This is a genomic window from Pseudomonas sp. FP597, from assembly GCF_030687435.1.
Taxonomy (GTDB): Bacteria; Pseudomonadota; Gammaproteobacteria; order Pseudomonadales; family Pseudomonadaceae; genus Aquipseudomonas; species Aquipseudomonas lactucae.
In genome coordinates this window covers 1,713,067-1,738,254 of the sequence record NZ_CP117432.1, presented here as the reverse complement: position 1 = coordinate 1,738,254, position 25,188 = coordinate 1,713,067, and the positions used below count along the sequence as shown (strand labels likewise).

The 25,188-nt window shown below is 61.8% G+C and carries 21 protein-coding genes and 1 pseudogene; 9 read left to right on the top strand and 13 right to left on the bottom strand.

The genetic code is table 11. The features are described from left to right. Nucleotides 1–38 precede the first annotated feature (38 nt). Nucleotides 39–1,967, top strand: coding sequence for a transglycosylase SLT domain-containing protein (locus PSH66_RS08060; protein WP_042944346.1), 1,929 nt, complete (start codon nt 39–41; stop codon nt 1,965–1,967). Between the two features lie 87 nt (nt 1,968–2,054). Here the strand turns inward: PSH66_RS08060 and PSH66_RS08055 are convergent. Together PSH66_RS08055 and PSH66_RS08050 are read right to left on the bottom strand one after the other, a co-directional pair. After that, nucleotides 2,055–2,819: pseudogene (locus tag PSH66_RS08055) on the bottom strand (Fic family protein); the annotation flags it as partial. A 62-nt stretch (nt 2,820–2,881) separates the two neighbouring features. Beyond that, complete coding sequence (locus PSH66_RS08050; protein WP_141064522.1) at nt 2,882–4,648, bottom strand: ABC transporter transmembrane domain-containing protein; 1,767 nt, start codon at nt 4,646–4,648, stop codon at nt 2,882–2,884. A gap of 242 nt (nt 4,649–4,890) precedes the next feature. On the opposite strand from PSH66_RS08050, the gene PSH66_RS08045 reads away from it, so the two are divergent. Then, the gene (locus PSH66_RS08045; RefSeq protein WP_014717504.1) at nt 4,891–5,064 is read left to right on the top strand and encodes a PA1571 family protein; all 174 of its coding nucleotides are present in this window, start codon (nt 4,891–4,893) and stop codon (nt 5,062–5,064) included. A gap of 53 nt (nt 5,065–5,117) precedes the next feature. Here the strand turns inward: PSH66_RS08045 and pdxB are convergent, their stop codons facing one another. Next, nucleotides 5,118–6,260, bottom strand: a complete 1,143-nt coding sequence (pdxB, locus tag PSH66_RS08040) for a 4-phosphoerythronate dehydrogenase PdxB (RefSeq protein ID WP_305428679.1) — start codon at nt 6,258–6,260, stop codon at nt 5,118–5,120. A gap of 181 nt (nt 6,261–6,441) precedes the next feature. Between pdxB and PSH66_RS08035 the strand changes: the two genes are divergently transcribed. Then, entirely contained in the window at nt 6,442–7,836 is a 1,395-nt protein-coding gene (locus PSH66_RS08035; RefSeq protein ID WP_305428678.1) for an MATE family efflux transporter, read from the top strand. Here the strand turns inward: PSH66_RS08035 and tusA are convergent. Together tusA and rlmM are read right to left on the bottom strand one after the other, a co-directional pair. After that, nucleotides 7,833–8,084 (bottom strand): sulfurtransferase TusA, encoded by a 252-nt coding sequence (gene tusA / locus PSH66_RS08030; RefSeq protein WP_003172555.1) that lies wholly within the window; start codon nt 8,082–8,084, stop codon nt 7,833–7,835. The genes PSH66_RS08035 and tusA overlap by 4 nt on opposite strands. A 27-nt stretch (nt 8,085–8,111) precedes the next feature. After that, complete coding sequence (gene rlmM / locus PSH66_RS08025) at nt 8,112–9,188, bottom strand: 23S rRNA (cytidine(2498)-2'-O)-methyltransferase RlmM (protein ID WP_003172552.1); 1,077 nt, start codon at nt 9,186–9,188, stop codon at nt 8,112–8,114. 196 nt (nt 9,189–9,384) lie between these two features. Here rlmM and acnA point away from each other — a divergent pair, with 196 nt between their 5' ends. Continuing rightward, on the top strand, nt 9,385–12,126 hold the full coding sequence (acnA, locus tag PSH66_RS08020; RefSeq protein ID WP_305428677.1) for an aconitate hydratase AcnA: 2,742 nt from the start codon (nt 9,385–9,387) through the stop codon (nt 12,124–12,126). A gap of 130 nt (nt 12,127–12,256) precedes the next feature. Here acnA and PSH66_RS08015 read toward each other — a convergent pair whose 3' ends face one another. Both PSH66_RS08015 and cysK read right to left on the bottom strand, forming a co-directional pair. Next, nucleotides 12,257–13,195: an aspartyl/asparaginyl beta-hydroxylase domain-containing protein gene (locus PSH66_RS08015; RefSeq protein ID WP_003172550.1), complete on the bottom strand. Its 939-nt coding sequence runs from the start codon at nt 13,193–13,195 to the stop codon at nt 12,257–12,259. Nucleotides 13,196–13,304: 109 nt separating this feature from the next. Beyond that, nucleotides 13,305–14,279, bottom strand: coding sequence for a cysteine synthase A (gene cysK, locus PSH66_RS08010; RefSeq protein ID WP_003172549.1), 975 nt, complete (start codon nt 14,277–14,279; stop codon nt 13,305–13,307). A 125-nt stretch (nt 14,280–14,404) separates the two neighbouring features. Between cysK and PSH66_RS08005 the strand changes: the two genes are divergently transcribed. The 3 genes from PSH66_RS08005 (at nt 14,405) to PSH66_RS07995 (ending at nt 17,609) form a co-directional block, all read left to right on the top strand. Then, nucleotides 14,405–15,481 carry a DUF748 domain-containing protein gene (locus tag PSH66_RS08005; RefSeq protein ID WP_003172546.1) on the top strand — a complete coding sequence of 359 codons (1,077 nt, stop codon included), beginning with the start codon at nt 14,405–14,407 and terminating at the stop codon, nt 15,479–15,481. Between the two features lie 104 nt (nt 15,482–15,585). Beyond that, nucleotides 15,586–16,431, top strand: coding sequence for a MoxR family ATPase (locus PSH66_RS08000; RefSeq protein ID WP_078823644.1), 846 nt, complete (start codon nt 15,586–15,588; stop codon nt 16,429–16,431). Further along, entirely contained in the window at nt 16,431–17,609 is a 1,179-nt protein-coding gene (locus PSH66_RS07995; protein WP_003172544.1) for a VWA domain-containing protein, read from the top strand. Before PSH66_RS08000 ends, PSH66_RS07995 begins: the two co-directional genes overlap by 1 nt. Nucleotides 17,610–17,659: 50 nt before the next feature. Here PSH66_RS07995 and PSH66_RS07990 read toward each other — a convergent pair whose 3' ends face one another. Genes PSH66_RS07990 through PSH66_RS07980 form a run of 3 tightly spaced genes read right to left on the bottom strand, consistent with a single transcriptional unit; the run spans nt 17,660 to nt 20,006 of the window. Beyond that, on the bottom strand, nt 17,660–18,568 hold the full coding sequence (locus PSH66_RS07990; RefSeq protein WP_141064518.1) for a biotin-dependent carboxyltransferase family protein: 909 nt from the start codon (nt 18,566–18,568) through the stop codon (nt 17,660–17,662). Then, nucleotides 18,565–19,269: a 5-oxoprolinase subunit PxpB gene (gene pxpB, locus PSH66_RS07985; protein WP_305428676.1), complete on the bottom strand. Its 705-nt coding sequence runs from the start codon at nt 19,267–19,269 to the stop codon at nt 18,565–18,567. The genes PSH66_RS07990 and pxpB overlap by 4 nt, the downstream gene beginning before the upstream one ends. Continuing rightward, entirely contained in the window at nt 19,266–20,006 is a 741-nt protein-coding gene (locus PSH66_RS07980) for a 5-oxoprolinase subunit PxpA (protein ID WP_305428675.1), read from the bottom strand. The genes pxpB and PSH66_RS07980 overlap by 4 nt, the downstream gene beginning before the upstream one ends. A gap of 176 nt (nt 20,007–20,182) precedes the next feature. Between PSH66_RS07980 and PSH66_RS07975 the strand changes: the two genes are divergently transcribed. Next, complete coding sequence (locus PSH66_RS07975) at nt 20,183–21,103, top strand: LysR family transcriptional regulator (protein WP_003172538.1); 921 nt, start codon at nt 20,183–20,185, stop codon at nt 21,101–21,103. A gap of 64 nt (nt 21,104–21,167) precedes the next feature. Here the strand turns inward: PSH66_RS07975 and PSH66_RS07970 are convergent, their stop codons facing one another. The 3 genes from PSH66_RS07970 to PSH66_RS07960 are packed head-to-tail and all read right to left on the bottom strand — an operon-like array spanning nt 21,168 to nt 23,053. Beyond that, a complete protein-coding gene (locus PSH66_RS07970; RefSeq protein WP_003172537.1) occupies nt 21,168–21,710 on the bottom strand; it encodes a DUF2937 family protein in 543 nt (180 codons plus the stop codon). 11 nt (nt 21,711–21,721) lie between these two features. Continuing rightward, complete coding sequence (locus PSH66_RS07965; protein WP_003172536.1) at nt 21,722–22,498, bottom strand: class II glutamine amidotransferase; 777 nt, start codon at nt 22,496–22,498, stop codon at nt 21,722–21,724. Between the two features lie 21 nt (nt 22,499–22,519). Continuing rightward, nucleotides 22,520–23,053, bottom strand: coding sequence for a hypothetical protein (locus PSH66_RS07960; protein ID WP_042944342.1), 534 nt, complete (start codon nt 23,051–23,053; stop codon nt 22,520–22,522). Nucleotides 23,054–23,077: 24 nt separating this feature from the next. On the opposite strand from PSH66_RS07960, the gene PSH66_RS07955 reads away from it, so the two are divergent. Next, on the top strand, nt 23,078–25,120 hold the full coding sequence (locus PSH66_RS07955) for a S9 family peptidase (protein WP_305428674.1): 2,043 nt from the start codon (nt 23,078–23,080) through the stop codon (nt 25,118–25,120). Nucleotides 25,121–25,188: the final 68 nt, after the last annotated feature.

The following is a 25,188-nucleotide window of genomic DNA, read 5'->3' as shown; positions in this document are numbered from 1 at the left end:
TGCCGGTGCTAGTCGTGATTTCTCTGCACGGACGTCTCATGCGCAGTCGCCTTTTCAACTTTTTATCTTGTCTGCTTCTTTCCGCCACCGCCGTTCAATCCGCCCAGGCCGTGGACCTCACCACCCAACGTCAATATTACGATGAAGCCAAACGCGCCCTCGCCAAAGGCGATACGGGCCCGTACATGCAATACAGCCAGGCCCTGGCCGACTACCCGCTCACGCCGTACCTGGCCTATGACGAACTGACCGCGCGGCTGAAAACCGCGAGCAACGAGGAAATCGAACAATTCCTCGCCAAAAACGGCGACCTGCCCCAGGCCAACTGGATGAAACTGCGCTGGTTGCGCTGGCTGGCCGAACGTGGCGACTGGCAGACCTTTGAAAAGTACTACGATTCCAAGCTCAACTTCGTCGAACTGGATTGCCTGCACGGCCAGTATCAGCTCACCCACAACCTGAAGGCCGAGGGCTACAAGACCGCCGAAAAGCTGTGGATGACCGGCAAATCCCAACCCGCCGCGTGTGATGTCACCTTTGGCCAGTGGGCCTCCGATGGCCAACTCACTGAACAGAAGATCTGGGACCGCGCCAAACTCGCCGCCGAAGCACGCAACTACGCGCTGGCCAACAGCCTGGTGAAAACCCTGCCCACCCTCGGCGCTCAAGGCCGCCTGATGGTGGACGTGGCGCAAAAGCCCGATATGCTCAGCGACCCGTCACGCTTCCGACCGGCCACCGAGGCCATGTCGGACGCCGTGGGCCTGGGCCTGCGTCGCCTGGCGCGCCAGGACCCGGACAAGGCCATGGCCCTGCTCGACGGCTATGCCAGCAGCATGCACTTCTCCCGTGACGAAAAAGTGTCGATCGCCCGCGAAATCGGCCTGACCCTGGCCAAGCGCTTCGACCCGCGCGCCCTTGAAGTCATGACCCAGTACGATCCCGAACTGCGCGACAACACCGTTTCCGAATGGCGCCTGCGCCTGCTGTTGCGCCTGGCCCGTTGGGAAGATGCCTACCAGTTGACCCGTAAACTCCCACAAGACTTGGCCACCACCAACCGCTGGCGCTACTGGCAGGCCCGCAGCCTGGAACTGGCCGAGCCGAAAAACCCGCAAGCCCTGGTGCTGTACAAGAACCTGTCGCGGGAGCGGGACTTCTACGGATTCCTTGCCGCCGACCGTTCCAAGGCGCCGTATCAGTTGAACAACAAGCCGCTGGTGATGAGCCAGGCGCTGATCAACAAGGTCCGTAACACCCCCGGCGTGCGTCGCGCCCTGGAATTTTATGCGCGTGGTCAGGTGGTGGACGGCCGCCGCGAGTGGTATCACGTCAGCCGTCACTTCAACCGTGACGAGATGGTCGCCCAGGCCAAGCTGGCCTACGACATGAAGTGGTATTTCCCGGCCATCCGCACCATCAGCCAGGCGCAGTACTGGGACGACCTGGACATCCGCTTCCCAATGGCCCACCGCGACACCCTGGTGCGCGAAGCCAAGGTCCGCGGCCTGCATTCAAGCTGGGTATTCGCCATCACCCGCCAGGAAAGCGCCTTCATGGACGACGCCCGCTCCGGCGTCGGCGCCAGCGGCCTGATGCAACTGATGCCCGGCACCGCCAGGGACACCGCACGCAAGTTCAGCATCCCGCTGGCCTCCCCGGCCCAGGTGCTGGACCCGGACAAAAATATCCAGCTCGGCGCCGCCTACTTGAGCCAGGTGCACAGCCAGTTCAACGGCAACCGCGTGCTCGCCTCCGCCGCCTACAACGCAGGCCCCGGCCGCGTGCGCCAGTGGCTGCGCGGGGCGGATCACCTGAGTTTCGACGTATGGGTGGAAAGCATCCCCTTCGACGAAACCCGCCAGTATGTGCAGAACGTGCTGTCTTATTCGGTGATCTACGGGCAAAAGCTCAATTCGCCACAGCCGTTGGTGGATTGGCATGAGCGGTATTTTGATGATCAGTAAGAGGCGCAGCTTCAAGCGGCAAGTTTGAAGCTTCAAGAGGAGTGCCCGCATTGAGAGATGCGGGCATTTTTATGGAACCGCCGGACGTTCGCTTTGCACCGCTTCGGCCAACGCCAGACTCAGCGCCTGCAACATGAACTCAACGAAGGGAGTCGCCTCGGCTCGCTGATCGGCCGCCGACAGCGCGCCATAGTAGGCGTCCTGCTGCTCCCGAATCACCGCTTCCACCGGCAAGTAAGCCAATACAGGCCGCCACTGACTAAGGATCAAGGTTTGCCATAAACGCCCCATCCGCCCATTGCCATCCGCAAATGGATGGATAAATTCAAACTCGTAGTGGAACACGCAGCTCGCGATCAGCGGATGCCAATCAGAAACAGATAGCCATTGCAGCAAGTCATCTATCAAATGCGTCACGCGACTTGCCGGCGGAGCCATATGAACTAACTGCTCGCCACGATAAATGCCGACGCCCGACTGGCGAAACCGTCCGGCATCATCGATCAATCCAAACATCAGCAGTTCATGCGCCTTAAGCAGGTCAGCACGATCACCCACAGCCCACTGCGGCATCGCCTCGTAGGCAGAAAATGCATTACGCACTTCCTGGATTTCCCGAGGCAAGCCCAACACCCGCTTACCCTCTAGAACAGCAGTCACTTGCTCGACGCTAAGGGTATTGTTCTCGATAGCCAGCGAGGCCTGGATAGTGCGGATTCGATTGCCACGCCTTAACTGAGGCGTCTGACGATTATCATCACCGACTGAAAGTTGACCGATCTGCTCACTGATGTCGGCGACCAGAGCCAGCATCTTTGTAGTCAGTGTCAACGGAGGTTGATAACGGCTCATGTCCTCATCCAGTTCAATAACGAAAGGTCACATGATGCCTTAGGAACAGGCTAACCGCAGCTTCATTCCGCCTCAGCCCCATCACTGAACTGCAACGCCGCCAACCGTGCATACAGCGGATTACTCGCAATCAACTGCTGATGCGTGCCCACCGCCACCAGCTTGCCCTGGTCCATCACCGCAATCCGATCAGCGTTCTTCACGGTGGCCAATCGATGTGCAATCACCAGCGTGGTACGCCCCTGCATCAACTGCGGCAACGCTTGCTGGATCAGGTGCTCGCTTTGGGCATCGAGGGCGCTGGTGGCTTCGTCCAACAATAGGATCGGAGCATCTACCAGCAACGCGCGGGCGATGGCCAGGCGTTGGCGTTGGCCGCCCGAGAGGCCCATGCCGCCATCGCCCAGATGCGTCTGATAGCCGTTGGGCATTTGCAGGATGAAGTCGTGGGCGTGGGCAATGCGCGCGGCGGCTTCGACCTGCTCGCGGGTGGCGTTCGGGTTGCCGTAGCGGATGTTTTCTTCGACGCTGCCGAAAAACAACGCCGGGCTCTGCGATACCAGGGCGAAGTGACGGCGCAGGTCCATGGGGTCGAGTTCGGTCAGCGCCTGCCCTTCGAGCAGGATGCGCCCGTGCTGGGGGTCGTAGAAGCGCAACAGCAGGTCGAAGATCGTCGATTTGCCGGCGCCGGAAGGGCCAACCAGAGCCAGGGTTTCACCGGGGTTGATGCTCAGGCTCAGGCCGTCGATGGCGTAACTGTCAGGCCTTGAAGGGTAGGAAAAACGCAGGTCCTGCAGTTCCATGCGCCCACTGACCCGCTCCGGCAATTTCACGGCATCGGTGGCGGGCGCCTGGATTTCGTTGGTGGACTGCAACAACTCACCGATGCGCTCGGCTGCGCCGGCAGCGCGCTGCAATTCGCCCAGCACTTCACTCAACGTACCGACGGCGCTGCCGACGATCAGGCTGTAGAACACAAACGCCGCCAGCTCGCCGCCGGAAATGCGCCCACTGATCACATCCATGCCGCCCACCCACAACATCACACCCACGGCGCCGAGCACCAGCATGATCACCAGGGTAATCAGCCAGGCGCGCTGGGCAATGCGTTTGCGCGCGGTGACGAAGGCTTCCTCCACGGTCACCGCAAAGCGTTGTTCGTCCTGCCGCTGGTGGTTGTACGCCTGCACGGTCTTGATCTGGCCGAGAGTCTCGGACACGTAGCTGCCGACATCGGCAATACGGTCCTGGCTCAACCGCGACAGGCTGCGCACGCGGCGGCCGAAGATCAGGATCGGCGCCAGCACCAGCGGCAGCGCCACCACCACGATGCTGGTGAGCTTGGGGTTGGTCACAAACAACAGCACGATGCCGCCGATCACCATCAAGGCATTGCGCAGGAACAGCGACAGCGACGAGCCGATCACCGATTGCAGCAAGGTGGTATCGGTGGTCAGCCGCGACTGGATTTCCGAGCTGCGGTTGTTTTCGTAGAAACCGGGGTGCAGGTAGATCAGGTGGTCGAACACCTGGCGACGAATATCCGCGACCACCCGCTCGCCGATCCACGACACCAGGTAAAAGCGCGCAAAGGTGCCCACCGCCAGGCCCAATACCAGCACCATGAACAGGCCGATGGACTGGTTGAGCAGATGCGGTGACTGGGTCATGAAGCCCTGGTCGACCAGCAGGCGAATGCCCTGCCCCATGGACAAGGTAATGCCCGCCGTGACGATCAGTGCCAACAAAGCGCCCAGCGCCTGCCAGCGGTAAGGCGCGATAAAACGGCTGGCCAGGCGAATCGCGCGGCGTTGACGGACTGAGAGCATAGCGGGATCACCAATGAAGAATCTATCCTCAACATTGGGGGAACTTGGGCAAATAGCAATGAGTCAGGTTAATTATACCCGCCGATGCATGCCTCTAGAGGCTATCGGTCTAACGCCCGGCTGGAAATCCACCGCCGTTTCTGGTGGACTGGGTGTTCGAACCCGTGACCGGCAGGGAGTTGTAACAGCGCGGTCACGCGGGGGTTTTAGAGTAGGTACACAACCTGATGAGGAGACAGGCCATGACCTTGCAAAACAGCAGCGATGCCAAGATTGAAGTAATCCGCCAGCCGCAGCAGCTGCCTTGCTCGTATATCGACGCCAAGGGCCGTGAAGTGCAGATTACCGAAGAAATGATCCAGCAAGCCTGCAGCGAACTGGAACAGCGCCTGGTCAAACCTGCCCAGCAAGGCTGAAGCGCCCACGCTCTTTCAGACCCGGCCTCCATGGCCGGGTTTTTTATGGGAGGTTAAATCGCTTCGGCACCGAGGGCCGAGACGATCTGCGAAAGCGCGACGGATTCGCCGTTGATCCGCACCTTCAGCCCCTCGATCTCACGGCGTGCGGGGTAGTGCTTGCGCAGCAGGTCGAACGCCGTACGCTGCTGCTCCACCGATCCCACAAGACTGCGACGAAAATCCGCATCATCGCGGCGTGGGTCGTACACGCTGCGGCACACGGTCGCCAGCGCCCACGCCGGATCGCTTGCGGCGTTCAAGTGCACCTCGGCCAACCACAGGGGCGGCAGCAGATCACTCAATTGAATCCGCGGCACTTCGCCCAGGTGCGCACAGAACGCCTGGTAAATCTGCGCCGTGCCGCGCTGGCGACCTTCAAGGCTGTAGCCGGCGATATGCGGCGTGGCCAGCACGCACAGGTCGGCCAGGTCGACATCCACCTCGGGCTCGCCTTCCCATACATCCAACACCGCTTGCAGGTCTTCGCGTTCCAGCAGCACCTCGCGCAAGGCGGCGTTGTCCACCACCGGGCCACGGCTGGCGTTGATCAGCCAGGTGCCCGGCTTAAGCTGTTCGAGGCGCTGGCGATCGAGCAAATGCCAGGTGGAACCGTTGCCGGACTTGACCAGCGGGGTGTGCAGGCTGATCACATCGCACTGCTCGACGATCTGCGCCAGGCTTACGTAATCGCCGTCTTCGGCGATCTGCCGCGGCGGGTCGCACACCAGCACATTCCAGCCCAGCCCTTTGAGCACCTTGACCAGCCGCCCGCCCACTTCACCGGCACCGACGATGCCATAGGTGCGTGTGGTGAGGTCGACGCCTTCGATCTCGGCCAGGGTCTGCAGGCTGCCCAGCACATAGTCCACCACGCCACGGGCATTGCAGCCGGGGGCGCTGGACCACTGGATACCGGCCTGCTTGAAGTAGCCGAGGTCCAGGTGATCGGTGCCGATGGTGCAGGTGCCGACAAACCGCACCTTCGTGCCCTCCAGCAACGCACGATTGACGTTGGTCACCGAGCGCACCAGCAGCACGTCGGCCTGCTCGACCGTGGCGCGGTCGATGGAACGACCGGGCACCCGGCGAATCTCGCCAAATCCTTGGAAAAATGCATCGAGCAGCGGGATATTTTCGTCGGCAACAATCAGCATGGCAGGCTCCTTTGGCGGATCGGCAGTGTACAGGGATGCGATCCAAGTAACACAGGAGGACCCTGTGGGAGGGGCGGTGATCTTGGGAGCGCTTACAAATCGCTAACACAGGTTTTTTCCTGACTGATGCGTCAAGGCGTAGAATCCGCCGTCCTTGCGCGCCCCTATTGGACACCCGTACGTGAACACTGCCACCGCCCCCCTCACCCGCCCCGCCCGCATCCGCCAGGAAGTGCGCGGCCTGATGACGCTCGCGCTGCCGATCATGATCGGCCAACTGGCCACCACCGCCATGAGTTTCGTCGACGCGGTGATGGCCGGGCGGGTCAGCCCCCAGGACTTGGCGGCTGTGGGCCTGGGCAACTCGATCTGGATCCCGGTGTACCTGCTGATGACCGGTACCCTGCTGGCCACCACGCCGAAAGTCGCCCAGCGCTACGGCGCGGGCCAGTTCAGAGAGATCGGGCCGTTGGTGCGTCAGTCATTGTGGCTGGCCGTCGTGGTGGGGATCATCGCAGCCCTGCTGTTGCTGTGCGCCCAGCCGATCCTGCAGGCGATGAAGGTCGAGCCTGACCTGATCGCCCCGTCCATGGGCTACCTGCATGGCATCGCCGCCGGTATGCCGGCGGTTGCGCTGTATTACGTGCTGCGCTGCTTCAGCGATGGCCTGGGCCGCACCCGGCCCAGCATGGTCCTGGGCCTGGTCGGCCTGGCGCTGAATATTCCGCTGAACTACATCTTCATCTACGGCCACTTTGGCGTGCCGGCCATGGGCGGCGTGGGCTGCGGCTGGGCCACGGCCATTGCCATGTGGGTGATGATGCTCGGCCTGGCCGCCTGGACGCGCTGGGGAGCCGCCTACCAGAGCAGCGAATTGTTCAAACGCTTCGACTGGCCGCAATGGGCGGTGATCAAACGCGTGCTGGGGATTGGCCTGCCGATTGGCGTGGCGATCTTTGCCGAATCGAGCATCTTCGCGGTGATCGCCCTGCTGCTCGGCAGCCTGGGCGCCACGGTGGTGTCGGGGCATCAGATCGCGCTGAACGTCAGCTCGCTGGTGTTCATGATCCCCTACTCCCTGAGCATGGCCGTGACCGTGCGGGTCGGCCAGGCCCTGGGGCGTGGCGAGGCGCGGGAAGCCCGCTTCGCCGCCGGGGTCGGCATGGGCACCGCGCTGGCGTATGCCTGCCTGTCGTGCAGCCTGATGCTGGTGTTTCGCGAGCAGATCGCAGCGATCTACACGCCGGACCCGATAGTGATCCACCTGGCGTCGACGCTGATCGTGTTTTCCGCGCTGTTCCAGTTCAGCGACTCGATCCAGGTCACCGCCGCCGGCGCCCTGCGTGGCTACCAGGACACCCGCGTCACCATGGTGCTGACCCTGTTTGCCTATTGGGGCGTGGGGCTGCCGGTGGGTTACGCCCTGGGGTTGACCCACTGGCTGGGCGAACCCAGCGGCCCAAGCGGCTTGTGGCAAGGGCTGATCGTGGGGTTGAGCTGTGCGGCGGGGATGTTGCTGGTGCGCCTGGCGCGCAGTGCACGCCGGCGCATCCGGGCCGACAAGGCGCGGGCTTAATCAGCCTTCTTGCGGATCCAGTACAGGTAGGTACCGGCCTGTTCCTGCTGATCCACCAGTTCGTGATCAAGGAACACGCAGAACTTGGGGATATCGCGGCGGGTCGACGGGTCGGTCGCGATCACCTTGAGCAGGCCGCCGGGCGCCAGGTCGCGGATGTGTTGGTGCAGCATCATCACCGGCTCAGGGCAATTGAGGCCCGTTGCGTCGAGGGTGCCATCAACGGCGGTGTCGAAAATATCGCTCATTGTCTACTCCTGAAACCGGCGCTCAGTTCAGCGGGCCTTGGTTTTCTTCACATCCACCAGCCGACGCAGGTGGCACGTCACTTCCTCACGGTCGTGATACAGCTGCTTGCAGCCGATTTCCACGCGAATGCCGCGCGCCTTGAAGCCGTCTTCGATGCGTTCCAGCAGGCGCTTGACCTCGGCATAGCGCTGCTTCATCGGCAACTTCAGGTTCACCACCGCCTCACGGCAATACCCCTCGCCGATCCAGGTTTCCAGCAATGCCGCGTTGCGCGCGGGTTTCTCGACGATGTCGCACACCATCCAGTCCACCGGCTGCTTGGGCACGAAGGTGAAGCCGTCGGCCATCAGGTGTTGCACCAGGCCGGTGTCCATCAGGCTTTCGGCCATGGGACCGTTGTCGATAGCAGTCACCAGCATGCCACGGTTGACCAGTTGCCAGGTCCAGCCGCCCGGCGCGGCACCGAGGTCGACGCCGGTCATGTCGCCATGCAGACGTTCGTCCCACTGGTCGCGAGGGATAAAGTGGTGCCAGGCCTCTTCCAGCTTTAGGGTCGAACGGCTTGGCGCGTCCCGTGGAAACTTCAGGCGCGGGATGCCCATGGGCCACATCGCCGAGTTATTCGACTCGGCCAGGCCCATGAACACTTCGCGGCCACTCTTGAATGTCAGCAGCAGGCGCGGCTTGCTCGGGTCGTCCACCAGCTTGCCGGCATTCAACAACGCTTTGCGCAGGTGCACTTCGAACTTTTTGCAGAAATTCGACAGTTCCTTGCCGTCGTTGGTGTCGACCATCTCCAGCCACAGGCTGCCACACACAGGAAACGCGCGCAGGTGGGTGAGGATCACGCTGATGCGGTCGGTTTCCGGCAGGTCGATGAACACCCCACGCGCCCACTGCCGGGGGAAGATCAGCTCGGCAAAGCGCTGGCCGTGCATCAGGCGCTGGGCGCCGTCTTCTTCGGTGCAGACAAATTCGGCGCAGGCGCTGCCGGTCTTGGCCTTGGCGTAGCCGGAAACGTTCAGGCGCGCGGCGTGTTCCGCGATCTCGGAACAGACTTCGCCTTCAAAGCCCGGACGGCAGTGCATAAAAAGGGTGTTCATTGCATCTCCTGGTGAATCAACCGGCATTGCGCTATCGCAATGCCTGTCATGAAAACGCGCGCATGATAGCCGAGTTCGGAACCTTGGACTTAACCATAGAGTCCAGTTATTAGCCTGCTAATGAAAACAGCGCTAAGTTGATAGCTCTGTTCGTCCCGTCAGGTCCGTAGCCGTGCGGACCAAAAGGAGTCGTGTCATGTCATCGCTTGATAGCCTGAGTACCCTCAAGACCCTGCAAATAGACAGCAAAACCTATCACTACTTCAGCTTGCCCGAAGCCGCCAAGAGCCTGGGCGACCTGGACAAGTTGCCGATGTCGCTCAAGGTGCTGCTGGAAAACCTGCTGCGCTGGGAAGACAACAAGACCGTCACCGGTGCCGACCTCAAGGCCATTGCCGCCTGGCTCAAAGAGCGCCAGTCCGACCGCGAGATCCAATACCGCCCCGCCCGTGTGCTGATGCAAGACTTCACCGGGGTGCCCGCCGTGGTCGACCTGGCCGCCATGCGCGCCGCCGTGGCCAAGGCCGGAGGCGACCCGCAGCGCATCAACCCGCTGTCACCGGTGGACCTGGTGATCGACCACTCGGTGATGGTCGACAAGTTCGGCAACGCCGACGCCTTCGAACAAAACGTCGACATCGAAATGCAGCGCAACGGCGAACGCTACGCCTTCCTGCGCTGGGGCCAGAGCGCCTTCGACAACTTCAGCGTGGTGCCGCCGGGCACCGGCATCTGCCATCAGGTCAACCTCGAATACCTGGGCCGCACCGTGTGGACCAAAGACGAAGACGGCCGCACCTACGCCTTCCCCGACACGCTGGTAGGCACCGACTCGCACACCACCATGATCAACGGCCTCGGCGTACTCGGCTGGGGCGTCGGCGGGATCGAAGCGGAAGCGGCGATGCTCGGCCAACCGGTGTCGATGCTGATTCCGGAAGTGATCGGCTTCAAGCTCACCGGCAAACTCAAAGAGGGCATCACCGCCACCGACCTGGTGCTGACCGTGACCCAGATGCTGCGCAAAAAGGGCGTGGTGGGTAAATTCGTCGAGTTCTACGGCGACGGCCTGGCCGATCTACCCCTGGCGGATCGCGCGACCATCGCCAACATGGCCCCGGAATACGGCGCCACTTGCGGCTTTTTCCCAGTGGATGAGGTCACCCTCGACTACCTGCGCCTGTCCGGGCGCCCGACCGAAACCGTCAAACTGGTGGAGGCCTACACCAAAGCCCAGGGCCTGTGGCGCAACGCCGGCCAGGAGCCCGTGTTCACCGACAGCCTGGCCCTGGACATGGGCAGCGTCGAAGCCAGCCTCGCCGGGCCGAAACGCCCGCAGGACCGCGTGGCCCTGCCGAATGTCGGCCAGGCCTTCAGCGACTTCCTCGACCTGCAATTCAAACCCACCAACAAGGAAGAAGGCCGCCTGGAAAGCGAAGGCGGCGGCGGTGTGGCCGTGGGCAATGCCGACCTGGTGGGCGAAGCCGATTACGAATACGAAGGCAACACCTACCGCCTGAAAAACGGCGCGGTGGTCATCGCCGCCATCACTTCGTGCACCAATACCTCCAACCCCAGCGTGATGATGGCCGCCGGGTTGGTCGCCAAAAAAGCCGTGGAAAAAGGCCTGACCCGCAAACCCTGGGTCAAAAGCTCCCTGGCGCCGGGTTCCAAAGTGGTCACCGACTACTACAAGGCTGCCGGCCTCACCCAATACCTGGACGCGCTCGGCTTCGATCTGGTGGGTTATGGCTGCACCACCTGCATCGGCAACTCCGGTCCGTTGCCCGAGCCGATTGAAAAAGCCATCCAGAAGGCCGACCTCACCGTCGCCTCGGTGCTGTCCGGCAACCGCAACTTTGAAGGCCGCGTGCACCCACTGGTCAAAACCAACTGGCTGGCTTCGCCGCCGCTGGTGGTCGCTTATGCCCTGGCCGGCACCGTGCGCATCGATATCAGCAGCGAGCCGCTGGGTAACGACAAGGACGGCAAGCCGGTCTACCTCAAGGACATCTGGCCGAGCAGCCAGGAGATCGCCGACGCGGTGGCGCAGGTCAGCACCGGCATGTTCCACAAGGAATACGCCGAGGTGTTTGCCGGCGACGCGCAGTGGCAGGCCATTGAAGTGCCACAGGCCGCCACTTACGTATGGCAGCCGGACTCCACCTACATCCAGCACCCGCCGTTCTTCGACAACATTGCCGGCCCGCTGCCGGTGATCGAAGACGTCAAAGGCGCCAACGTGCTGGCCCTGCTGGGGGATTCGGTGACCACCGACCACATCTCCCCCGCCGGCAACATCAAGGTCGACAGCCCCGCCGGCCAATACCTGCGCGAGCAAGGCGTGGAACCGCGTGACTTCAACTCCTACGGCTCACGCCGGGGTAACCATGAAGTGATGATGCGCGGCACTTTCGCCAATATCCGTATCCGCAACGAAATGCTCGGCGGCGAGGAAGGCGGTAATACGCTGTATATCCCCACCGGCGAGAAGATGCCGATCTACGACGCCTCGATGAAATACCAGGCCTCGGGCACGCCGCTGGTGGTGATCGCCGGGCAAGAATACGGCACCGGCTCGAGCCGCGACTGGGCCGCCAAGGGCACCAACCTGCTGGGGGTCAAGGCGGTGATCGCCGAGAGTTTCGAGCGCATCCACCGCTCCAACCTGGTGGGCATGGGCGTGCTGCCGTTGCAGTTCAAGCTGGACCAGAACCGCAAGACACTCAAGCTGACCGGCAAGGAGAAGCTCGACATCCTCGGCCTGACGGACGTGGACATCGTGCCGCGCATGAACCTGACGCTGGTGATTACGCGGGAGGATGGCGGTAAAGAGAAGGTCGAGGTGCTGTGCCGGATCGACACGCTCAATGAAGTGGAGTACTTCAAGTCAGGCGGGATTTTGCACTATGTGCTGCGCCAGTTGATTGCCTCTTGAAGAACGACGTAAACCAATGTGGGAGGGGCTTGCTCCCGATAGCAGTGTGTCAGTCAATACATCAGTGACTGAACCACCGCTATCGAGAGCAAGCACCCTCCCACATTTTGACCGCGTTTAATGTTTCAGATCAGCCGAACAACCACTTCCACAGCAGCACCAGCACCGCCACCGCCAACACCGGCCGGGCAATGCGGTAGGCCTTGGGATGCTTGCGCTTCCACTGCTTGACCACACCGCTGAACTTGTCGCTGAAGGTCTTGCTCCAGGCATACGCCTGGTTGATCCCGCCGACGCGCTCGTCATCCAGGTTCTGTGGCGCCGTGGCGCGCCCCAGCTGCTTGCTGACCCAACGGTTGACGCGGGTCATCAGGCGGTTGCTCAGCGGGCGTTCGATGTCGCAGAACAGGATCACGCGGGTCTGCTCGGTTTCGTTCTTCACCCAGTGCACGTAGGTTTCGTCGAACATCACGTCTTCACCGTCACGCCAGGCATAGACCTGGCCATCGACGAAGATGCGGCAGTCATCGGAATTGGGCGTGGACAGCCCCAGGTGATAACGCAGGGAACCGGCAAACGGGTCGCGGTGCGGGTTGAGGTGGCTGCCGCCCGGCAACAGCGCGAACATGGCGCCCTTGACGTTGGGAATGCTGCTCACCAGCGCCACGGTTTTCGGGCACAGCGCCTCGGCCGATGGCAGCGGTTTGTCGTACCACTTGAGGTAGAAACGCTTCCAGCCTTTCTTGAAGAACGAACCGAAACCGGCGTCGTTGTTCTTTTCGGCGGCGCGGATGTAACCCTCGTCGAACAGATGCATGGCCTCTTCGCGGATCACTTCCCAGTTGTCCTTGAGCACATCCAGTTCCGGGAACTTGCTGCGGTCCAGGTAAGGTTTGGAGGGCACCGCCGAAAACAAGTACATCAAGGCGTTATACGGGGCGAACAGCGCCGAATGGTTGACGAACTGGCGCAACATCGGCAAACGGGCCTTGCCGCGCAGATGTACATACAGCGTGCTGCCGATAAACAGCAGCAACACCGACAACTTGGCGGCCAACGAAAAGGTCATGTAGCAACTCCTGGAAATAAGCGCCTGGCCAACAGCAGACGTAGCAGCCGGCCATGATAAACAGTTGGGCCAGTATGCAGAAGGCCCAGACTATCGGCGCTGACCCAAATCAAGCCTGGTTTTCCTGCTCGGTAAACAAATCGCTGAACAGCATGCTCGACAGGTAGCGCTCACCGGAGTCCGGCAACACCACGACGATGGTTTTGCCCTGCATCTCCGGTTTTTCGGCCAAACGCACGGCCACGGCCATGGCGGCACCGCAGGAGATGCCGCACAAAATCCCCTCTTCCTGCATCAGGCGCAGGGCCATGGCCTTGGATTCGTCGTCGGTCACCAGCTCCACGCGGTCAACCATCGACAGATCGAGATTTTTCGGCACAAAGCCGGCGCCGATCCCCTGGATTTTGTGCGGGCTGGGCTTGATCTCTTGCCCGGCGAGCGCCTGGGTGATCACCGGCGACACGGCCGGCTCAACCGCCACCGACAGAATCGGCTTGCCCGCGGTGTTCTTGATATAGCGCGATACGCCGGTGATGGTGCCGCCGGTACCCACGCCCGCCACCAGCACGTCTACCGCACCGTCGGTGTCATTCCAGATTTCCGGGCCGGTGGTTTTCTCGTGGATCGCCGGGTTGGCCGGGTTTTCGAACTGGGCCGGCATAAAGTAGGTGGACGGGTCGCTGGTGACGATCTCGCCGGCTTTTTCGATGGCGCCTTTCATGCCCTTGGCCGGCTCGGTCAGCACCAACTCGGCCCCCAGGGCCTTGAGCACCTTGCGCCGCTCCAGGCTCATGGACGCCGGCATGGTCAGCAGCAGCTTGTAGCCGCGTGCGGCGGCGACAAACGCCAGGCCGATGCCGGTGTTGCCCGACGTCGGCTCGACGATGGTCATGCCCGGCTTGAGTTTGCCGCTGCTTTCGGCGTCCCAGATCATGTTGGCGCCAATGCGGCACTTCACCGAATACCCAGGGTTACGCCCTTCGATCTTGGCCAGGATGGTCACGCCACGCGGGGCGATGCGGTTGATCTGAACCAGGGGCGTGTTACCGATCGAATGCGCGTTGTCTGCAAAAATTCGGCTCATGGCGGGTCCTATTGGGCAATTTCAGGAAGGCAACAAGGGTATGCCTCGTGTTGCGAAGCGTCCAGTCGGAGGAACGTTGAGCGCGTCTCGGCAGTCAATTTGCTACACGCAAGGAGAACTGCCCCATGAAACGTCGCTACAGTTGGCCGCTATGGACCGTCGCCGGGCTGGTGGTGCTGCTGGTTGCCTTGAACATCGCGTTGCCCTATCTGGTACGCAACTATTTGAATGAAAAGCTCGCGGACATGGGCGACTACCGTGGCGAAATCGCCGATGTAGACCTGGCTTTGTGGCGTGGCGCCTATCGCATCAACGGCCTCAAAATCGTCAAGGTGGACGGCAAGGTGCCCGTACCGTTCGTCAACGCTCCGCTCATCGAATTCGCCGTCAGCTGGCACTCGTTGTGGTACGACCATGCCGTAGTCGCCGAGGGGCAGTTCGTCAGGCCTGAAGTCAACTTCGTCGACGGCGGTGCGAACAAGCAAGCATCCCAGACCGGTAAAGGCACGGATTGGCAGGAGCAGTTGAGCAAACTGTTGCCCATCACCCTCAACGAAATACGCATAGAAGACGGCAAGATTGCCTTCCATAACTTCACCTCCAAACCTGCGGTGAACATCAACGCCACGTCGGTCAACGCCAGTTTCTACAACCTGACCAACGTGGTCGACGTCAAAGGCAAGCGCGATGCCCGCTTCGACGGCAAGGCCCTGCTGCAAGGCCAGGCGCCGCTGGAAGCCAGTGCCACCTTTGACCCGCTGAGCGATTTCGAAGAGTTCGAGTTCCGCTTCCGCGCCCGCGACCTGCAGCTCAAGCGCATGAACGACTTCGCCTCGGCCTACGGCAAGTTCGATTTCAAGGCCGGTACCGGCGATGTCGTGATCGAAGCCCAGGCCGAAAAAGGCCAACTGCGCGGTTATATCAAGCCCTTGCTGCGCGATGTGGAAGTTTTCGATTGGCAGCAGGACGTGGAAAACAAGGATAAGAACATCTTCCGCTCGATCTGGGAGGCCGTGGTGGGCGCCGGCGAGACCGTGTTGAAAAACCAGGGCAAAAACCAGTTTGCCACCCGCGTCGAACTCAGTGGCAGTGTGCATCAGCAAGATGTCAGCGCGTTCTCTGCGTTTTTAGCGATCTTGCGCAACGGTTTTATCCAGGCCTTCAACGCACGGTATGAACAGCCCAAGCCGTCAGCGGACTGAGGCCAGGGTGACTGGCCATTCAGAGACTGAATAACCCGTCTGCGTTCACAGTCGCCGGGGCTGCGCGGTATAGTCCGGGCATTGATGAATGCGAGGAAACACCGATGAAGTTCGAAGGCACCCAGGCCTATGTGGCTACCGATGACCTGAAACTGGCCGTCAACGCCGCCATTACCCTGGAGCGGCCGTTGCTGGTCAAGGGCGAACCGGGCACCGGCAAGACCATGCTCGCCGAGCAACTGGCCGCGTCGTTCGGCGCCAAGTTGATCACCTGGCACATCAAGTCCACCACCAAGGCGCATCAGGGCCTGTACGAGTACGACGCGGTCAGCCGCCTGCGCGACTCGCAACTGGGCGTGGACAAGGTGCACGACGTGCGCAACTACCTGAAGAAGGGCAAGCTCTGGGAGGCGTTCGAGTCCGAAGAGCGGGTGATCCTGTTGATCGACGAAATCGACAAGGCCGATATCGAGTTCCCCAACGACCTGCTGCAGGAACTCGACAAGATGGAGTTCTACGTCTACGAGATCGACGAGACCATCAAGGCCAAAAAACGTCCGATCATCATCATTACCTCCAATAACGAAAAAGAGCTGCCGGACGCGTTCCTGCGCCGCTGTTTCTTCCACTACATCGCCTTCCCCGACCGCACCACGTTGCAGAAGATCGTCGATGTGCACTACCCCGACATCAAGAAAGACCTGGTCAGCGAAGCGCTGGACGTGTTCTTCGACGTGCGCAAGGTACCGGGCCTGAAGAAAAAGCCGTCCACCTCCGAACTGGTCGACTGGCTCAAGCTGCTGATGGCCGACAACATCGGCGAAGCGGTACTGCGCGAGCGCGACCCGACCAAGGCCATCCCGCCCCTGGCCGGTGCCCTGGTGAAGAACGAGCAGGACGTGCAATTGCTGGAGCGTCTGGCGTTCATGAGCCGTCGCGGTAACCGCTGATGCTGCTCAACCTGTTCAACGAGATGCGCGCCGCCAAGGTGCCGGTGTCGGTGCGCGAGTTGCTCGACCTGATCAACGCGCTCAAGCAGCGCGTGACCTTCGCCGACATGGACGAGTTCTACTACTTGGCCCGGGCGATCCTGGTCAAGGACGAGCGGCATTTCGACAAGTTCGACCGCGCCTTCAGTGCCTATTTCAACGGCCTGGAAAAGCTCGACGACCACTTGCAGGCGCTGATTCCCGAAGACTGGCTGCGCAAGGAATTCGAACGCTCACTCAGCGATGAGGAGCGCGCACAGATTCAGTCCCTCGGCGGCCTGGACAAGCTGATCGAGGAGTTCAAGAAACGCCTGGAAGAACAGAAAGAACGTCACGCCGGCGGCAACAAATGGATCGGCACCGGCGGCACCAGCCCATTCGGTTCCGGCGGTTACAACCCGGAAGGCATTCGCGTGGGTGATGCGGGCAAGCGCCAGGGCAAGGCGGTGAAAGTCTGGGACCAGCGCGAGTACAAGAACCTCGACGACCAGGTGGAACTGGGCACGCGCAACATCAAGATCGCCCTGCGCCGCCTGCGCAAATTCGCCCGCCAGGGCGCGGCCGACGAGCTGGACATCGATGGCACCATCGACCACACCGCCCGCGATGCCGGGCTGCTGAACATCCAGATGCGCCCCGAGCGACGCAACACCATCAAGCTGTTGCTGCTGTTCGACATCGGCGGTTCGATGGATGCCCATGTGAAGATCTGCGAAGAGCTGTTCTCGGCGTGCAAGACCGAGTTCAAGCACTTGGAGTATTTCTACTTCCATAACTTCGTGTACGAATCGGTATGGAAGAACAACCAGCGCCGCACCTCGGAACGCACCTCCACCCAGGACCTGCTGCACAAGTACGGCGCCGACTACAAAGTGATCTTTATCGGCGATGCCTCGATGGCGCCGTACGAGATCACCCAGGCCGGCGGCAGCGTCGAGCACTGGAACGAGGAGCCTGGGTATGTGTGGATGCAGCGCTTCATGGCCAAGTACAAGAAGCTGATCTGGATTAATCCGTATCCGAAGGACACCTGGGACTTTACGGCGTCGACGGGGATTGTGCGGGAGTTGGTGGAGGATCAGATGTATCCGCTGACGCTGCGCGGGCTTGAGGAAGGGATGCGGTTTCTTTCCAAGTGACCCTGATCTGCGATCCGATCCACATCCAATCCACATCTTAATTTGCGGCGCTATTTAAATCGGCGCAAATATTCGATGTGCCGCCGATGCGCCGTCTCCTGCACCACCGGCACCAACCTCACCTTTTCCCCCGGCAAACACTGCGCCAGTCGCGCCAGCGATAGAGGCGTCAGCGCGCCCAATCGCGGATACCCGCCAATGGTCTGCCGATCATTGAGCAATACAATCGGCTGCCCATCCGGCGGTACCTGGATGGCGCCCAGGGGAATCCCTTCGGAAATCAGCGACGGCCCCTGATACTGCAACGGCGTGCCCAGCAAGCGCATGCCCATGCGGTCGGCGCGGCTGTCCAGGGCCCAGTCGGTGTTGAACGCATCGAACAGGCTCTGGCCGCTGAACTGGCCAATTTGCGCGCCGACAATCACCTCCAGCGGCGCTTTAGCGGGCAAGGCGGGCTCGCTCAGAACGTTCATCGCCCCGCCCGTGCCTGAATACGCCAGGCGCCCGCCTTCGGCCAACGCCTTGCCGAAACCGTCCACCCCGCCCAGGGCCTCACGCACGACAGTGGCGCAACTGCCCAGCACCTGCGGCGCCTCAAACCCACCCGGCGCCGCCAGGTAAGCCCGCGCACCGCTGAACGGCTGGGTAAAGCGCAGGCGCTGGCCCTTTTGCAGGATAAAACTGCGTCCGGAGCTAATGGCGCGCTCGTCGACGTACGCGCCCAGGTCCGCACCGGCCAAGGCCAGCAGGCAATAATCCTCAGCCTGTACGGTAAACCCACCCAGGGTGACTTCCACCACTGGCGCATCCAGCGCATTACCCAGCAGCCAGTTGGCCCAGGACATCGATACCCAATCCAGCGCGCCGCCCTGGGTCACACCCAGGTGGCGCACGCCAAAGCGACCGGCGTCCTGTAACAGGCACAGCGGCGTGCTGGCCTCAATGATCAAGCGGCTCATGCCTGCGTCTCCAACGGCGTGTCGTCGCCACCCAAGTGGATGAACTCGGCGTGATCGACCGATTCAAAACGTACCGTGTCGCCGGGCCGCATCAGGCTGTAACCGTCACGCTCGCGGTCAAACAGCTTGGCCGGGGTGCGGCCGATCAGGTTCCAGCCACCGGGGGAAACCACCGGGTAAGCTGCGGTTTGCCGTTCGGCAATGCCGACACTGCCGGCCGCCACGCGCTTGCGCGGGGTGTTCAGGCGTGGAGTGGCAAGGCGTTCGTCCACCAGCCCCATAAAGGCAAAACCGGGGGCGAAACCAAGGGCGAACACTTGGTATTCATGGGCGCTGTGGCGGCGGATCACGTCGTCTACCGTCAGTCCGCTGCGCTGGCTGAGCAACGTCAACTCGGGGCCGACGCTCAGGTCGTACCATACCGGCAACACATGGCACTGGCCGCTGCCCTGGGCCAGGGGTTGCAGGTCGGTGAGCGCCTGGTCGATCAGTTCGCGTGCCTGGGCCGGGTTCAACGCGGTGAGGTCGTAATGCACCATCAAGGTGGTGTAGGACGGCACCAGATCCACCAACGTCGCACCGAACTCATTGCGCAGACGCTGGGTGGCGGCGAGCATCCACGGCATGTTGGCTTCGGCGATCACGTCAAACAGACGCACCATCAGGCAGTCGATGGCGACCACTTCAATGCGTGGCTTCATGCTGGCTTCAACGCCTCGCGGATACGCTGCACCGCCGCGATCGAACTGGCGTTGTCGCCGTGTACGCACAGGGTATCGGCCTGCAGGACCAGAGGGCTGCCGTCGCTGGCGGTCAGCGGTTGGCCACGGGAAATGGTCAGGGCCTGTTGCACGATGGTCTCGACGTCATGGTGCACCGCACCCGGTAACTGGCGGGACACCAGGTGGCCGTGGTTGTCGTAGGCACGATCAGCAAAGGCTTCGAACCACAGGGTCACGCCGTATTCGTCGCCCAGGGCCTGGACCGCGCTGTTGTCACGGGTGGCCAGCAGCATCAGCGGCAACTCGCCATAGGCGGCCATGGCCTGGATCACCGCGCGCAACTGCGCGGGGTTGGCCATCATGTCGTTGTACATCGCGCCGTGAGGCTTGACGTAACTGACCCGCACCCCCTGCGCCCGGCAGATGCCGTCGAGCGCGCCGATCTGATAATGCAACAGGTCCTGGATTTCCTGGGGCGTGTACTGCATGGAGCGACGGCCAAAGCCTTGCAGGTCTTGATAGGCCGGGTGTGCACCGACTTGCACGCCATGCTTGAGCGCCAGGCTGACGGTCTTGCGCATGATGCTCGGGTCGCCGGCATGGAAGCCGCACGCCACGTTGGCACAATCGATGAACGGCATGACCTCGGCATCCAGACCCATGGTCCAGTTGCCAAAGCTTTCGCCGATGTCGCAATTGAGTAAAAGGCGGCTCACGCTGGTCGCTCCTGTAGGCTTTGTTTTTTTGTAGTGTGGGATCTTTTACCAAGATCCCGCAACGCTGTTGTCCTGACACCCAACGACGCTTATCGTGGAATGGCTCGATTTTTGGCGCTTGCCCGCGACGCGTCCAACTAATAAAAACCGATCCATGCATAAGAAAAGTTGATCCCATGAATTTGAAGTTTCTCGAAACCTTCGTCTGGGTAGCCAGGCTCAAGAGCTTTCGCCTGACCGCCGATAAGCTGTTCACCACCCAGGCGTCGATTTCCAGCCGCATTGCCGTGCTGGAAAGCGAACTGGGGGTGAAGCTGTTTCTGCGTGATTCACGCGGCGTGAGCCTGACCCCGGACGGGGTGAAGGTGCTCGACTACGCCGAGCAGATGATGGTGACCATGCAGGGGTTGAAACAGTCCCTGGAGACCACCAGCAGCAAGGTCGGGCGCATTCGCATCGGCGCGATGGACACGGTGATCCACACGTGGCTCAGCCCGCTGGTCGCCGAATTGATGGACCAGTTTCCCCTGGTGGAAATCGAATTGGTCGCCGATACCGCGCTCAACCTCAGCGATCAGCTGCAAAAAGGCTTCCTCGATCTGATTCTGCAAACCGATCTGCTGCGCCTGGAAACCGTGCGCAGCCTGGAGTTGTGCAGCCACCCCATGGCCTGGATCGTCGCCAGCCAGTCGATCTATAACCGCGACTATGCCTCCCTCGCCGAACTGGCCCAGGAACGCATCATCACTTACTCGAAAAACTCCCACCCGCATCAGGATGTGCTGAGCCTGATGCAGGCCAACGGCGTGGCCGCGCCACGCATGAACTGTGTGAATTCAGTGTCGGCGATTACCCGCTTGCTGCGCGACGGGTTTGGGATTGGCGCATTGCCGCCAGTGCTGGTCAGTGAAGAACTGGCGCGCGGGGAATTGCTGATGTTGCCGATGGCGCAGCGTTTGCCGAACTTGCAGGTGGTGGTGTCGTGGCGCGTGGGCGTGGAGCTGGTGGAGGAGATCGTGGGGTTGTGTCAGAAGGTGGTGGCGCGGTATGCCGAGGAAGTCGGCGAAGAGCGGATGGTGCTGAGCACACCGATTTGACTGAAGAAACACGATTAAAACTGTGGGAGCAAGCCCCCTCCCACGGTTTGACCGAGTTGGGTCTTTAGAGGCCCTTGAGGTCACGCTCTTCAATCGGCCGGCTCTGGCGCATGCGTTTGCCGCCCAATACGATCCAGTCGATCAAACGGAACAGGCATTCCAGGCCGAACGACAACAGCATCGCCCCGCCCAGCCCCCAGCCCATCGCCTCTGGCGTCAGCAGGATCTGGTAGCTGTAGCCGTTCCAGGTTTCCAGGCGAATGTCCGGGTCGGCCGCCACCGCCACCTGCAGCGCGCGGATGTACCACGGGCCTTGCATGGCCTGGAATTGTTTATCCAACGCCACCTGACGATCGAGCATGGCGCCCAGGCTGTTGGCGTCGCTCTGGAACACCGGATCATCGCTGGCGCGGTAGTGCGCCACCAGGGCCTGCAAGTCACCCTTGAAAAACTGCTGCGCGGTGGATTCAAACCCGCGCAGGCCGGTCTGGGCCTCGATCAGGTGGGCTTCGACGCGCTTGGCGTAGTCATTGATAAACCCCGGCACTTGCACGCCGACCAACAGGCCAATGGCAAACAGCACCAACCGCAGATAGCTGAGCAGCATGGTCGATATCCTTACTCGGTAATGCCCTGGCTGACGCATTCACCGCGTCGCCACAGGCTCCATTGGCCCGGTTCATAGCGGGTCCAGTTTTCGTTGTCGGTCAACGGCTCGGTGGCGATCACTGTCACGACGTCATTGGGGGTGGTTTCGGCTTGAAAATCGACGATCACGTCGACATCTTTCAAGCGCGCCGGGCCAAACGGGGCACGGCGCGTGATCTGCGCCAACTTGGTCGAGCAGTAGCAGAACAGCCAGTCGCCATCGCTGAGCAGGCAATTGAACACGCCTTTGCTGCGGTATTCGGCGCAGGCAGCAATCAGGTCCGGCAGCATTTGCTCGATGTCCACCGGTTCGGGGAAGGCTTCGCGCACACGGTTGAGCAAGTCGCAGAAGGCCGCTTCGCTGTCGGTATCGCCCACCGGTCGATAGAAGGTGGCGCGAGGGCTGAAGTCCGCCAGTTGGCCGTTGTGCGCAAAACACCAGTTGCGCCCCCACAGCTCACGCACGAACGGATGGGTGTTGGCCAGGCTCACCTTGCCCACGTTGGCCTGGCGGATATGGCCGATGACCACTTCACTCTTGATCGGATAACGCTGCACCAGCAGGGCGACTTCCGATTCACTGCTGGCGGCCGGGTCCTGGAACAGACGCAGGCCACGGCCCTCATAGAAGGCAATGCCCCACCCGTCGCGGTGCGGGCCGGTGCGCCCACCGCGCTGCATCAGCCCGGTAAAGCTGAACACGATGTCGGTAGGGACGTTGGCACTCATGCCCAATAATTCACACATGCCAGGGCTCTCGCTGCAACGTTAAAGGCGCGGTTCGACCCGCATACCGCTCACCGGCGCCGGACGACGGAATGGCTCGTCGTCATCCTCGTGCGGCTCGGCGGCCAACGCGGCATCCGTGGCGGCCTTGCGCTCACGGCGCGCATTGGCCGCGCGCTCGATGGGCCAGCGGATCAACACAACTACCAGGTACACGCCAAAGGCGATCATCGTGTACATGAACAGGTCGGAAATCGCCCGCCAGGCGTTGTTACCGACCTTGAGCACCAGGTCCAGGGCGGTGATGGCCACGGCCGGCGCGAACTGGGTCTTGACCGGGTCGACGATGGTCGGGCTGAACAGCAGCACCGCCATCAGCAACTGCAACGGCTCGCGCAGCCAGCGCCAGATCCAGCGGGTCATGCGCCACCACACCAACAGGCAGCCCAAAGCGGCGAAGGCGTAAAGGCCCCAAGCGGTCAGATAGTCGTTCTCGGTCATGGTGTCCATGGCAAGGCTGGCAAAGAGGCGGCTATGATAACGGCTTTTGCGTGTCGCGGCTGCAATGCCTGCCACCGTCCGCCAGACAGAGAGTGTTCCATGCCTACCTCAACCGCCCCAATCGCCCGCAAGGCCCCAGGCCAAGACCCGTACGCCTGGCTGCAAGAGCGTGACAACGGCGAAGTACTCGATTACCTCAAGGCCGAAAACGCCTGGCAGGAAGCCCAACTCGCCGATCAGGGCGCATTGCGTGAAAGCCTGTTTGAAGAGATCAAGGGCCGTATCCTCGAAACCGACCTGTCGCTGCCCTCGCCCTGGGGCCCGTACCTGTATTACACACGCACGACCGCCGGCGACGAGTACGCCCGCCACTACCGCTGCCACCGCCCCGCCGATGACAGTAACCAGGTGGACGAGAGCAGCGAAGAGCTGCTGCTGGATCCGAACGAACTGGCCAACGGTGGCTTCTTCTCCCTCGGCGCGTTCAGCATCAGCCCCGACCACCAGCGCCTGGCCTACAGCCTCGACACCAGCGGCGATGAGATCTACACCCTGTTCGTGAAGGAATTGACCAATGGCAAGGTCAGCGAACTGGAGTTCCAGGACTGCGACGGCAGCATGACCTGGGCCAATGACAGCCTGACCCTGTTTTTCGGCGAGCTGGATGACACCCACCGCCCGCACAAGCTGTATCGCTATCGCCTGGACGGCACGGCGGCGCAGGAAGTGTTTCACGAGCCTGACGGACGTTTCTTCCTGCACTGCTACCGTTCCAGTTCCGAGCGCCAGTTGCTGCTGGCCCTGGGCAGCAAGACCACCAGCGAAGTCTGGGCGCTGGACGCCGACCAGCCGCACCTGGCCTTCACCTGCCTGGCGCCTCGGGTCGAGGACCATGAATACGACGTTGACCACGGCCAACTGAATGGCGCGTGGACCTGGTTTATCCGCAGCAACCGGGATGGCATCAACTATGCGCTGTTCGTTGCAACCGACATTGGCGATGTGCCTACCGAGGATGAGTGGCAAAACCTGATCCCCCATAGCGATGACGTGATGCTCGACGGCGTGAGCCTCAATACCGGCGCCATGACCCTGAGCCTGCGCATCGGTGGCCTGCCGGTGATCGAAGTGCACCCGCAGGGCGTGCCTGCGTATCGCGTGGAATTGCCCGACGCCGCCTACAGCCTCTACGTACAGAACAGCCTGGAATTCGTCAGCGACAAAATTCGCCTGCGGTATGAGGCTCTCAATCGCCCGGCCCAGGTGCGTCAGCTGGAACTGGCCAGCGGCGCGCAGCAAGTGCTCAAGGAAACTCCGGTATTGGGCGTGTTCAACGCCGACGACTACGTGAGCCAACGCCTGTGGGCCACCTCCGCCGACGGGACCCAGGTGCCGATCAGCCTGGTGGTCAAGCGCGACCAACTCGGCAAAGCCACGCCGTTGTACCTGTACGGCTATGGCGCCTACGGTTCGAGCCTCGACCCATGGTTTTCCCATGCGCGCCTGAGCCTGCTCGAACGTGGCGTGGCGTTTGCCATCGCCCACGTGCGCGGCGGCGGCGAGCTGGGTGAAGCCTGGTACCGCAACGGCAAGCAAGAGCACAAGCAGAACACCTTCAGCGACTTTATCGCCTGCGCCGAACACCTGATCGCCCAGGGCCTGACCACGTCCAGTCAACTGGCGATCAGCGGCGGCAGCGCCGGCGGCCTGTTGATCGGGGCGGTGCTCAACCAGCGCCCCGAATTGTTCCAGGCGGCGATTGCCGAAGTGCCGTTTGTCGATGTGCTCAACACCATGCTCGACCCGGAACTGCCGCTGACCATCACCGAGTACGACGAATGGGGCAACCCCGAAGAGCCTGAAGTGTATGCGCGCATCAAGGCCTACGCGCCGTACGAGAACGTCCGCGCCCAGGCCTACCCGCACCTGCTGGTGATCGCCGGCTACAACGACAGCCGCGTGCAGTACTGGGAAGCGGCCAAATGGGTGGCCAAGCTGCGTGACACCAAGACGGATGACAACCTGCTGTTGCTCAAGACCGAACTCGGTGCCGGCCACGGCGGCATGAGCGGGCGTTACCAGGGATTACGTGACGTAGCGCTCGAATATGCATTTGTGTTCAAGGCGCTGGGGTTGATTTAAGGAACTTAGGCCAGCGGTCCTGTCTGAACACAGGACCGCCGACTGATTGATGGATCAAGATTGCAGCC